This window comes from Gordonia westfalica, from assembly GCF_900105725.1.
GTDB lineage: Bacteria > Actinomycetota > Actinomycetes > Mycobacteriales > Mycobacteriaceae > Gordonia > Gordonia westfalica.
In genome coordinates this window covers 581,699-592,946 of the sequence record NZ_FNLM01000036.1, presented here as the reverse complement: position 1 = coordinate 592,946, position 11,248 = coordinate 581,699, and the positions used below count along the sequence as shown (strand labels likewise).

Below are 11,248 nucleotides of genomic sequence, written 5' to 3'. Positions count from 1 at the left end.
GGTCACCGTCCTCCTCTCGTGGTCGGTGCCGGTTTGGGATAGGTCGGGGACGGCAGCGGACCGCGCGGGGTGTCGGTGTTGTCCGGCGGGCCCAGCTTGTAGTTGTCCGGGATCAGCGGGAAAGCAGAGTACATCAGCGACTGCCAGACCTGCGGGTACCGGCCGCGCAGCGCGTTCAGGAAGATGGCGGTGTAGTCGCCGAAGGTGTTCAGGCCGACCAGGGAATCGAAGTTGGGACCGGATGCGACGGCTTCACCGAGGGTGTTGGCGAACGGACCCAACCGGTCGATCGTCTCCTTCAGGTTCTTCTCGTTGTCGGTGAGGATGTTCGCCACGCGATCGAACTTCTCGAGCACCGGTGTCAGCTGGGCGTTGTTCTCGGCGATGAAGCCGCGCAGCTGCGTGGTGACGTCGCCGATCCCCTTGATCAGCTGGTCGAGCGCATACCGGCGCATCTCGATCTCGCCGACGAGTGCGTTGGCGTCGATGAGCAGTCGGTTGATCTGGTCGTTGCGGTCCCCGACGATCTTGCTGACCTGGTTGGCCTTGGCGAGCAGGGCCCGGAGTTCGTCGTCGCGGTCGGCGACGGCCTTCGACAGTCGGGCGACGCCGTCGACCGCGCCCTGCACCTGATCCGGGGTCTCGGAGAAGGTGACCGTGAGGGTGTTCAGCGCGGTGTTGAGCTGGTCGGTGTCGGTTCCGGAGATCGTGTCGGTGGCACCTTCGAGCGCGTCCTGCAGCGAGTACGGCGCGATGGTGTTGCCCAGCGTGATCGATCCGCCCGGTTTGATGCGTTCGCCGCCGTGCGGGATGACCGTCAGGTTGCGGCGGCCCAGCACGGTCTCGGTGCGGATGGCGGCCTGTGTCTCGTCGCCCATCTCGATGGTGTCGTCCATCCGGAAGGACACCTTCACCTTGGTGCCCTGGTCGGTGCCGGCGAGTTCGATGCCCTCGACCGTCCCCACCTGCACACCGGAGACCGACACGATGTCGCCCTTGGCCAACCCGCCGGCGTCGTCGAAGTACGCGCTGTAGGTGCTGATGGGCGCCAGGTAGGGCAGCTTGTCCATCTGCATCGCGGTGATGACCACCAAGGCGATGACGACGATGCCGATGACACCGACCTGGGCGCGGGTGCGTCCGCCGTGCTTCTCCTCGCGCGCGATGTCGGCCTGGTCCGATTCTGTTCTGCGGCTGGAGAACATGCCGCCGAAGGGAAGACTCATGAGCCGTCACACCTTCCGCCCGCACGGGTGGTGTCACCCATCACGTTGTTCGAGGTGTAGATGATCGTCTGCCCACCGGGTGCGGGGAGCAGGAGACGCAGGCGGCAGAAGTAGATCTGCAGCCACGCCCCGTAGGAACCGAGGTTGGACAGGGTCTTGTAGTCCTCCGGCAGGCGCGTGAGCAGGTTCCGGACGAACGGCTCGGCAGCCAGCAGCTCCTCCGACACCCGGCCGGTGTTGGTGACCATCGACTGCAGCGTGGGCCGGGTCGTCGAGAGGAGGTCGGAGAGACCGTTGGTGACCCGAGACGTCTGCGTGAGGGCGTTGCCGATCGTGCCCTTCTGCTCGGCGAGCCCGGTCACCAGCTGCTGCAGCAGGTCGACGCTGGTGTCGAGTCCCGCGCGGTCGCCGTCGAGCGTCGCGAGCGTGGTGTTCAGGTTGTCGATGACGTCACCGATGAGCTGATCCCGGTCGGCGAGGGCATCGGTGAACGACGCGGTGTTGGACAGCAGGGTGTTCAGCGCCCCGCCCTGTCCCTGGAACACCGCGATCAGCGAGCTGGTGAGCGCGTTGACCTCGTCGGCGTTGAGGGTGCGGAACAGCGGCTTGAAGCCACCGACGAGCTTGTCGAGATCGAGCGCCGGTTCGGTCTGGGTGACCGGGATCTGCGCGCCGTCGCCGAGGAAGGTCGAGGTGTCGCCGGCCCCCTGCTGGAGCTCGAGATAGCGGTCACCGGTGAGGTTCTCGTAACGGATCAGTGCCCGAACGGATTTCGGGAGCGGGTACTGCTCGTCGACGGAGAAGGTGATCACTGCCTCGTTGGCACGGTTCAGCCCCACGTCGCCGACGGCCCCGACCTCGACGCCGGCGATCTTGACCTTGCTGCCCGACTTCATCGCCGAAGCACTGGTGAAGACCGCGGAGAACTCGTTCGACGCCCCGGAGCGGTATCGGCTGAAGACCACGACCAGCGCGACGAACACCAGGACCATCACGACCGTGAACGCGCCGAGCTTGATGAGGGTCGCGCGGAACGCGCGTGCGCGGTTATCCACGGGGCGGCTCCCCGAACAGGATCTGGAACAGCTTCTTCGAGTTCACCTTCGGCTTGGTCCTGGGTTGGTAGGGCTGAGGTGCGTTGTCGCCCACGAAGAACGGGGCGTGTTCGGTGGTGCCCGGGTCGGAGAGGCCGCCCGCACAGGTGGGCGGTGCCTCGACCGCGACCTTGGGCAGGTCGTAGGGATACTGGTAGGGGTCCTTGCCCGGCAGCAGACCGGCGTCGAGCATGAGCATGCCGTTGCGCCCACCCATGAACGGGGCGGCGACCTCCGAGGCCACGGCGCCCGCGGTCAGGAAGCACTTGATGCCCGGCGCGTTGTAACCGAGCAGCGCGGCAATGGGATTGAGATCCGACAGTGCGCCGATGAGTGTCTCCTTCGTCGGCGCGATGACACCGTCGATGGTGTTGGCCATCCCGGTGGCGTTGATCAGCAGCGCGTCGAGGTTGGAGGTGTTGTCCACCAGGGTGTTCCCCACGACGGTGAAGTTGTCGACGGTGCGCAGCAGATCCGGCATCGAATCCGCGTACACGTTGGTGACGGTCGCGCCCTCGCGGAACAACCGGTTGAGCGCCGGCAGGTGCGGGTTGGTCTTTCCCAGCAGCGTGGTCAGCTGCTCGAGGGCCACACCGACCTCCTCGCCCTGACCGGACAGCGCGGTGTCGACCGCGCCGAGCGTCGCGTTGAGCTTCTCCGGCTGCAACTCGGCGAGCACCGAGACGAGTTGCTGGAAGACGGTGTTGAGTTCGACGACCACGCGATCGGCCGAGATCTCGTCACCCGCGGCGAGCTTCCCCTGGGGATCGTCGTCCGGGACCACGAAGTTGACGGCCTTGGCACCGAAGATGGTGTTCGACTTGATGTCGGCGATGACGTTGCCGGGGATCTTCGACATCTCGCTGTCGGCGATGTCGAGGGTCAGGATGGCATTGCCGTCACGTTCGGTGATGTCGCCGACGCGCCCCACCTCGACCCCGCGCAGCTTCACCTTGGCGTCGGGGTTCATCACCAGGCCGGCGCGCGGAGCGACCAGCGTGACCTGCTGGGTGCCCTTGAATGCGCCGAGGAACGACGCGCTGGCGCCGATGATCAGGGCGAGAAGCACCCCGACCATGACGACGGCCGCGAGGCGACGGGTGGTCCGTGTCCGTTCTTGTTTTCTGCTCATGGTTCAGCCCGCCAGGTTGAACTTGCCGTCCGCGCCGTAGATGGCGAGGGAGGTGAGCAGTGTGATCACGACCACAACAACGAGCGATGCGCGGACCGCGTTCCCCACCGCGACGCCGACGCCGACCGGGCCACCGGAGGCGTTGTAGCCGTAGTAGGTGTGGATGAGCATGACCGCCACGGCCATGCAGATGGCCTGGACGAACGACCACAGGATGTCCGACGGGATCAGGAAGGTGTCGAAGTAGTGGTCGTACACACCCGGTGACTGTCCGTAGAGGAACACCGTCGCCGAGCGGCTCGCGAGGAACGAGGCGAGCGAGGCCAGTGCGTACAGCGGGATGATCGCGATCAGGCCGGCGATGATCCGGGTGCTGACCAGGTACGGGATCGAGGAGATGGCCATCGTCTCGAGCGCGTCGATCTCCTCGGACACCCGCATGGCGCCGAGCTGCGCGGTCGCACCGGCGCCGATGGTCGCGGCCAACGCGATGCCGGAGATCACCGGCACCGCGATACGCACGTTGATGAAGGCCGAGAAGAAGCCGGTGAGCGCCTCGACGCCGATGTTGGCCAGCGAGCTGTAGCCCTGGACGGCGATGGTGCCGCCGGTGAACAGCGTCAGGAAGCCGACGACCACGACGGTGCCGCCGATCATGGCGAGCGCCCCCGTGCCCATGGAGATCTCGGCGATGAGCCGCAGGGTCTCCTTCTTGTACTGCTTGATCGCCCGGGGGATCGACACGACGCTGTCCCAGTAGAACAGTGCCTGATCGCCGATCTGATCCCAGTCCTCGCCGGCGCGTTTCACCGCGACGCGCGCGGTGCGGAAGCGAGTTGTGAAGGGAAGTACCATCGCTCAGCCCGCCGTTGCCTTGAGTCCGACGGCGGTGACGACGACGTTGACGACGAACAGTGCCATGAACGAGTACACGACTGTCTCGTTGACGGCGTCGCCGACACCCTTCGCGCCTCCCTTGACGTTGAGTCCCTGGTAACAGCCAACCATGCCGGCGAAGAGACCGAACAAGGCGGCCTTGACCATGGAGATCATCAGCTCACCGAAGCCGGTGAGCAGGGTCAGGTTGGCCACGAAGGCGCCCGGGTTCACGTCTTGGAGATAGACGGAGAAGATGAAGCCGCCGCCGATGCCGATGGTGCAGACGAGACTGTTCAGCAGCAGGGCGACGCCCGTCGACGCCACGATGCGCGGGACGACGAGACGGTGGATCGGGTTGATGCCCAAGACCTTCATCGCGTCGATCTCTTCGCGGATCGTGCGGGCTCCGAGGTCGGCGCAGATGGCGGTGGCACCGGCGCCCGCGACGATCAGCACGGTCACGATCGGGCCGATCTGGGTGATCGTGCCCAGGGCCGCGCCGGCGCCGGACAGGTCCTGCGCACCGATCTCGCGCAGCAGGATGTTCAGCGTGAAGCTCACGAGCACCGTGAACGGGATGGCGACGAGCAGCGTCGGCACCATCGACACGCGGGCGATCGCCCACGACTGTTCGACGGTCTCCCGCCACTGGAACGGGCGATGGAACAACTCGCGCGCCGATTCGACACCCAGCGCGACGAAGTCGCCGATCCCCCCGAGGGGCGTTGCAAGTTTGTTCAGCACAAGCGGACCCCCTTCACCCTCGCACCATCGCGAAACCTATCACGCAGAAACTCGACGAAATGGTCAGTTGACCAGAGCGCTTGCCGAGAATGTGCGTCCCGGATCGCGGTCGGCGAAGTAGCCCGTGAGGGTCTTGGCCAGATCCTCGGAGTCCCATGCATCGCCGTCGGCGGAGAACACCTCGTCGATCGTGGGTGCCGCCATGAGGGTGACCTTGGGGCCGTACACGACGAACACCTGACCGGTGACGCCGTCGGCCTCGGGTCCGGCGAGGTAGGTCACGAGCCGGACCACATGTGCTGGATCGAGCGGATCGACGCCGTCGGTGGGCGCCTCTCCGAAGACGTCCGCGGTCATCGCGGTCCGCGCGCGCGGGCAGATGGCGTTGGCGCGGACGCCGTAACGCTTGAGTGCTCGCGACGCGGACAGCGTGAGCGCGGTGATGCCGGCCTTGGCGGCACCGTAGTTGGCCTGCCCCTCGGGACCGAGCAGGCCCGCTTCCGAGGAGGTGTTGATGATCCGGCCGTAGACCGGACCACCAGCGGCCTTCGACGCCGCACGCCAGTGCGACGCCGCATTGCGGTTGAGCAGGAAGTGGCCCCGCAGGTGCACGCGGATGACCAGATCCCAGTCGTCGTCGGTCATGTTGAACAGCATCTTGTCGCGGACCACGCCCGCGTTGTTCACGACGATGTCGAGCGAACCGAGCTGCTCGGTCGCCGCGGTCATGATCGCGCTCGCGGTGGACGAGTCGCCGATGTCACCCGCGATGGCGATCGCGCGGCCACCGGCCGACGTGATCGTGTCGATGACATCGCTCGAATCGAGCGCCGCCGGAAGGTCGTTCACCACGACCGCGGCACCTTCCGCCGCGAGACCGATGGCCTCCGATCGACCGAGACCTGCACCTGCACCGGTGACGACCGCGACGCGTCCGTCCAACGAGTAACCCACCCGACATCCTCCTGAGCTAAAACTAGAACCTGTTCTAGCATGATTCCCGATCGGATGGAACCGAACGGGAATACCGCCGCTGTCAGTCCTCTTCGACCGAGAGTGCGGACTTGGGGCAGTTGGCCGCCACCTGCCGCAGTTCCTCGACGCGGTCCGCAGGGATCTCCTCCTGCAGAATGACCAGGTAGTCGTCGTCATCCAGGTCGAAGAAATCCGGCGCCATCCCCACACAGATGGCGTTGGACTCGCAAAGGTCGAAATCTGCCTTGATACGCATCAGAACCCTCTCCTCACCGGCTCGTCGCCTGTTGACGGGGCTGCCAGAACAGGTTAGAACGTGTTTCAGAAACTAGACGAGCCTTACCCCCATAACTTGACCACAAGCGGGGACCGGACGCTAGCCACCCACCCATGGAGTTTCGATGCGAATCGCCTATACCGATCAACAATCCGAGCTCCGGCGGGAGCTCCGCGCCTACTTCTCGAACCTGATGACCGAGGAGCGTCGGGCGGCGCTGTCCGGCGGCGACGGCGAGCTCGGCGAAGGTGATGCCTACCGCGACGTCGTCGAGCAGATGGGTGCCGACGGATGGCTCGCTCTGGGCTGGCCCACCGAGTTCGGCGGCCAGAACCGGTCGATGATGGATCAGCTGATCTTCACCGACGAGGCCGCCATCGCAGGTGCCCCCGTCCCCTTCCTCACCATCAACTCCGTGGCGCCGACGATCATGCACTACGGCACCGAGGAACAGAAGGCGTTCTTCCTGCCGCGCATCGCCGCAGGCAAGCTGCACTTCTCCATCGGCTACTCGGAGCCGGGCGCCGGCACCGACCTCGCCGCGTTGCGCACCACCGCGGTCCGCGACGGCGACGACTACGTGATCAACGGCCAGAAGATGTGGACGAGCCTGGTCCCCTACGCCGACTACATCTGGCTCGCCTGCCGGACAGATCCGTCGACGCTGCAGGAAGGCGGCAAGAAGCACAAGGGCATCTCGGTGCTCATCGTGCCGACCACGGCCGAGGGTTTCAGCTACACCCCGGTGCACACCATGTCGGGTGTCGACACCAGCGCCACCTACTACCAGGACGTGCGGGTACCGACGTCGGCGATCGTCGGCGACGAGGGCGGCGGGTGGCCGCTGGTGACCAACCAGCTCAACAACGAGCGGGTCGCCCTGTGCAGCGCGGCACCGATCCAGACCGCGTTGCGCGAGACCATCGCATGGGCGCAGCACACCAAGACCGGCGACGGCCACCGTGTCATCGATGCCCCGTGGGTACAGCAGAACCTCGCCCGGGTGCACGCGAAGGTCGAGTTCCTCAAGCTCATCAACTGGAAGATCGCCTCGATTGCCGGCTCCGGCGAGGCGCCGAGCCCCGCCGACGCCTCGGCGACCAAGGTGTACGGCACCGAGTTCGCCACCGAGGCCTATCGGTTGCTGATGGAGGTCGTCGGACCGGCCGCGACGCTGCGCACGGGAAGCCCCGGCACCCACCTCAACGGTCGGCTCGAACGCTTCCAGCGCACCTCGCTGATCCTCACCTTCGGCGGCGGGACCAACGAGGTCCAGCGCGACATCATCGCCATGCTCGCCCTCGGCCTGCCGCATCAGCGTCGCTGACCCCACCCGCCCCCCGCTGGTTGAGTAGCCCCGAGCCGGCCCCAACCCCCCGCTGGTTGAGCAGCCCCGAACAAGCCACCCCCGCTGGCTGAGTAGCCCCGAGCGAGCGCAGCGAGCACGAGGCGTATCGAAACCACACAGATCCCGAACATGGAGACGCAACCATGGACTTCTCCCTCCCCGAATCCGGTGACGACGTCCGCGGCCTGGCCCGCGACATCGCCACCGCCGTCAGCACGCCCGAACGCGTCGCCGACCTCGAATCCACCGGCGCACCGATCGACGCCGACCTCTGGCAGCAACTCGGCAGCGCCGGTCTGCTGGGGCTCGAGTTGTCCGCGGAGCTCGTGGGCGATGCGGGTGGCGATCTGAGCGTCGTCGAGAACACGCTGGTCGCAACCGAACTCGGACGAGTGCTCGCGCGGGTTCCGTTCGGGCCGCACGCGGTCGCGGCGCTGCCGGTGATCGCAGCTCACGGGTCGGCGGGCCTCCGCCAGCGGGTGCTGGCTTCGGGGGCCGCGGGCGGCGTCGTCGTCTCGGTGGCCATCGAGGAGGACCTCGGTTCGCCCGCCGACTCCCCCACCACCACCCTCTCGTCCGACGGTTCGCGACTGTCCGGCGTCAAGGTCAATGTGCCCTACGCCGAGGCCGCCGATCTGTTGCTGGTCAATGCCCTCGGACCCGACGGCGTCGTGGTGGTCGCCGTTCCCACCGACGCGAGCGGCGTCCGGGTGACGCCCACGGGAGCGACCGGACTGATCCCCACCGCACAGGTCGAGTTCGACGCCGTGCCGGTCGATTCCGACGCCGTGCTGACAGGTGTCGACGTGGCCGGGGCCCTGTGGGCACGGGCCACGCTGGCCTGTAGCGCCGAGCAGTCGGGCGTCGTGCAGCGCGCACTCGAACTGACCGCCGAATACGCCCGTGAGCGCGAGCAGTTCGGCCGTGCGATCGGTTCGTTCCAGGCCGTCGCCCAGCGTCTGGCCGACGGATACATCGATGCCCAGGGCCTCTCGCTCACCACCACGCAGGCGTCCTGGCTGCTGGCGAACTCCGACAACGCCACCGAGGTCCACAACGCGATCGCCACCGCCAAGTTCTGGGCTGCCGAGGCGGGTCATCGGGTCGCGCACACGACGGTCCATGTCCATGGCGGCGTCGGTCTGGACACCAGCCATCCGGTCCATCGATACTTCCTGCGCGCCAAGCACAACGAGTTCGCCTACGGTTCCGCGACGGCGTCGGTGCGTGCGATCGGCTCCGAGTTGGCCGCCACCCCGGCGTGAGTGTTCCCGGAGCCGTGACCCAGCCGACCACGGTCACCGGCCTGCTCGCCGACCTGACAGAGGTCACCGACCGCGGGGTGCACTTCGAGGAGGAGTTCACGCCCTGGGCACGCCATCTGCACGATGCCGCGGCGCGAGCCGGTGTGCTGCTCGAGTGGTTGTCGCCGGACCGACCTCCCCATGTCGGCGTACTGCTCTCCAACACACCGGAGTTCAGCGCCCTGTTCGCGGCAGCTGCGCGGCACGGCTTCGTGCTCGTCGGGCTGAACACGACCCGACGCGGCACCGCGCTGGCCGCCGACGTCGCGCGCGCCGACTGCCAGATCGTGCTGTGCGGCAGCGACACCCGCGACCTGCTCGCCGACGTCGATCTCGGTGATGTCCGCGTCGTCGACGTCGATGGTCCGGAGTGGTCAGCGGCTCTGTCCGACGATCTCGCGGCACCTGTCGTCGACGCCGCGCCCGACGACCTGCTGATGCTGATCTTCACCTCGGGAACCACCGGCGACCCGAAGGCCGTTCGCTGCAAGCATCGCACCTTCGCGGTCAGCGGACCGATGCTCGCCGAGCGTTTCGAGATCGGCGCCGACGACGTCGTCTATCTGTCGATGCCGATGTTCCACTCGAACGCGATGATCGCGGGCTGGAGTGTGGCAGTCGCCGGCGGCGCGTCGATCGCTCTGCGCCGCAGCTTCTCCGCACGCGGCTTCGTCGCCGACCTCCACCGCTATGGCGTGACCTACGCCAACTACGTCGGCAAGCCGCTCAACTACATCCTCGCCACCGACCCGCATCCCGACGACGCATCGAGTTCGCTGCGGATCATGTACGGCAACGAGGCGTCGGCGGTCGACCGGCAGCGCTTCACCGAGAGGTTCGGTTGCCGAGTCGTCGACGGATTCGGTTCCACCGAAGGCGGTGTCGCCATCACGCGCACGCCGGACACCCCGCACGACGCGCTGGGTCCGCTTCGTGCACCGACGGCCGTCGTCGACGTCGAGACCGGAGAACCCGTGCCGACCGGCGCGATCGGCGAGATCGTGAACTCTTCCGGTCCGGGACTGTTCGCCGGTTATTACAACGACCCGGACGCGACCGCCGAGCGCATGCGCGGCGGCATCTACCACACGGGCGACCTGGCCTGGGTCGACGACGACGGGTACCTACACTTCGCCGGCCGCCTCGGTGACTGGCTGCGCGTCGACGGCGAGAACCTCGGTACCGGTCCCATCGAACGAATCCTGCTGCGGCATCCGCAGATCCGGCAGGTCGCGGTGCACGGGATACCGGTGGAGATCGGCGACGAGATCGAGGCGGTGGTCGTCGCGGACGGCGACCTCGATTCCGGTGAGTTCACCGAGTTCCTCTCCGCGCAGGACGATCTCGGCCCGAAACAGTGGCCGCATCGCGTGCGGATCGTCGACTCGCTTCCCGAGACCGCGACGTTCAAGACGGTGAAGCGCCTGCTCGCGGCGAATCCAGAGCCGCCGACCTGGCGGCGCGAAGGCCGCGCCTACTACCCGTAGCGCAAACCCACCCCTTTTCCGTAAACACGCCCCTCGCTCACGGGGCGGATTTACGGAAAAGGGGTGGGTTTGCGGGGCATGTGGACACCGGTTCGGCGCCACGGTCCTCCGGCGTTACCGTGTGAGCGTCAGCAGGAGGCTCAGGGGAGGGACGATGTCCGAACAATCGCGCGCTCCTTCAGTGGAATCCGACGGCGGTCCAGGACAGCGCGCGTATGCCGGTCAGACGTTTCGCGGTGGTTGCCCTCGTAGGTTTGATCGTCGGCGTGCCGTCCCTGTTCGACGCGAATGGGTTGGTCGTGTTCCTGGTGCTCGTCACCGCGGTCCTCGTCACCGGGGCGGGCTCTTGGTCTCTCCACGCACCTGGCCGTGGGGACGAGTCGTCGCGGCCGCCGCATGCGTCAGCGGCATCGTCCTGATTCCGTTAGGAGCCTAGCGAAATGGACAAACGCTTTTTCGGTCCGGCAACCCCGTTCGCGGCGACTGCGGCACTGGCCGTTTCGATTCTCGCTTACGCACTGTTGTGGGGCCTCGGTCTCGTGTTCGTCGTCCTGCTCCTCGTCATCGGCGCGGTCGGAACCGTCGCCCACGGACGCACGCGACAAGTGAGCACCGGCATCGCGACCGGCACCCTGGTCTTCGTCGTGGGCTTTGCTGTAGCAGGCGTCTTCTTTCTGAACTAGGGCCGACGGGTTCGCGCTAGTCCACGCAAACTCACCCCTTTTCGGCAGAATCACCACCCGACCGGGTGCTGGGTTTGTCGAAAAAGGGTGGGTTTGTGG

At 66.8% G+C, this 11,248-nt stretch carries 12 protein-coding genes; 4 read left to right on the top strand and 8 right to left on the bottom strand.

The window, feature by feature from the left end:
- Positions 1-2: 2 nt before the first annotated feature.
- The 7 genes from BLU62_RS29075 to BLU62_RS29045 form a co-directional block, all read right to left on the bottom strand.
- Positions 3-1,226, bottom strand: coding sequence for an MCE family protein (locus BLU62_RS29075; protein ID WP_006358678.1), 1,224 nt, complete (start codon positions 1,224-1,226; stop codon positions 3-5).
- The gene (locus tag BLU62_RS29070; protein ID WP_074853967.1) at positions 1,223-2,281 is read right to left on the bottom strand and encodes an MCE family protein; all 1,059 of its coding nucleotides are present in this window, start codon (positions 2,279-2,281) and stop codon (positions 1,223-1,225) included. The genes BLU62_RS29075 and BLU62_RS29070 overlap by 4 nt, the downstream gene beginning before the upstream one ends.
- Positions 2,274-3,452, bottom strand: a complete 1,179-nt coding sequence (locus BLU62_RS29065; RefSeq protein WP_280141573.1) for an MCE family protein — start codon at positions 3,450-3,452, stop codon at positions 2,274-2,276. The genes BLU62_RS29070 and BLU62_RS29065 overlap by 8 nt, the downstream gene beginning before the upstream one ends.
- Positions 3,453-3,455: 3 nt before the next feature.
- Entirely contained in the window at positions 3,456-4,307 is an 852-nt protein-coding gene (locus BLU62_RS29060) for an MlaE family ABC transporter permease (RefSeq protein ID WP_074853965.1), read from the bottom strand.
- Positions 4,308-4,310: 3 nt separating this feature from the next.
- Entirely contained in the window at positions 4,311-5,075 is a 765-nt protein-coding gene (locus BLU62_RS29055) for an MlaE family ABC transporter permease (protein WP_074853964.1), read from the bottom strand.
- Positions 5,076-5,138: 63 nt separating this feature from the next.
- Entirely contained in the window at positions 5,139-6,029 is an 891-nt protein-coding gene (locus tag BLU62_RS29050; RefSeq protein WP_074853963.1) for a 3-oxoacyl-ACP reductase, read from the bottom strand.
- Positions 6,030-6,111: 82 nt separating this feature from the next.
- A complete protein-coding gene (locus BLU62_RS29045; protein WP_006866217.1) occupies positions 6,112-6,306 on the bottom strand; it encodes a ferredoxin in 195 nt (64 codons plus the stop codon).
- Between the two features lie 145 nt (positions 6,307-6,451).
- Here BLU62_RS29045 and BLU62_RS29040 point away from each other — a divergent pair, with 145 nt between their 5' ends.
- The 3 genes from BLU62_RS29040 (at position 6,452) to BLU62_RS29030 (ending at position 10,466) form a co-directional block, all read left to right on the top strand.
- A complete protein-coding gene (locus BLU62_RS29040; protein ID WP_074853962.1) occupies positions 6,452-7,654 on the top strand; it encodes an acyl-CoA dehydrogenase family protein in 1,203 nt (400 codons plus the stop codon).
- Positions 7,655-7,818: 164 nt separating this feature from the next.
- Positions 7,819-8,940 (top strand): acyl-CoA dehydrogenase family protein, encoded by a 1,122-nt coding sequence (locus BLU62_RS29035; protein WP_074853961.1) that lies wholly within the window; start codon positions 7,819-7,821, stop codon positions 8,938-8,940.
- Positions 8,937-10,466 carry a long-chain-fatty-acid--CoA ligase gene (locus BLU62_RS29030; RefSeq protein WP_074853960.1) on the top strand — a complete coding sequence of 510 codons (1,530 nt, stop codon included), beginning with the start codon at positions 8,937-8,939 and terminating at the stop codon, positions 10,464-10,466. Before BLU62_RS29035 ends, BLU62_RS29030 begins: the two co-directional genes overlap by 4 nt.
- 178 nt (positions 10,467-10,644) lie before the next feature.
- Here BLU62_RS29030 and BLU62_RS32990 read toward each other — a convergent pair whose 3' ends face one another.
- Positions 10,645-10,785, bottom strand: a complete 141-nt coding sequence (locus BLU62_RS32990) for a hypothetical protein (protein ID WP_159441589.1) — start codon at positions 10,783-10,785, stop codon at positions 10,645-10,647.
- A 121-nt stretch (positions 10,786-10,906) separates the two neighbouring features.
- On the opposite strand from BLU62_RS32990, the gene BLU62_RS29020 reads away from it, so the two are divergent.
- The gene (locus tag BLU62_RS29020) at positions 10,907-11,149 is read left to right on the top strand and encodes a hypothetical protein (protein ID WP_074853958.1); all 243 of its coding nucleotides are present in this window, start codon (positions 10,907-10,909) and stop codon (positions 11,147-11,149) included.
- Positions 11,150-11,248: the final 99 nt, after the last annotated feature.

Coding starts and splice junctions, on each gene's coding strand:
- BLU62_RS29075 (WP_006358678.1), bottom strand. CDS start 1,226: ATGAGTCTTCCCTTCGGCGGCATGTTCTCCAGCCGCAGAACAGAATCG.
- BLU62_RS29065 (WP_280141573.1), bottom strand. CDS start 3,452: ATGAGCAGAAAACAAGAACGGACACGGACCACCCGTCGCCTCGCGGCC.
- BLU62_RS29060 (WP_074853965.1), bottom strand. CDS start 4,307: ATGGTACTTCCCTTCACAACTCGCTTCCGCACCGCGCGCGTCGCGGTG.
- BLU62_RS29045 (WP_006866217.1), bottom strand. CDS start 6,306: ATGCGTATCAAGGCAGATTTCGACCTTTGCGAGTCCAACGCCATCTGT.
- BLU62_RS29040 (WP_074853962.1), top strand. CDS start 6,452: ATGCGAATCGCCTATACCGATCAACAATCCGAGCTCCGGCGGGAGCTC.
- BLU62_RS29035 (WP_074853961.1), top strand. CDS start 7,819: ATGGACTTCTCCCTCCCCGAATCCGGTGACGACGTCCGCGGCCTGGCC.
- BLU62_RS29020 (WP_074853958.1), top strand. CDS start 10,907: ATGGACAAACGCTTTTTCGGTCCGGCAACCCCGTTCGCGGCGACTGCG.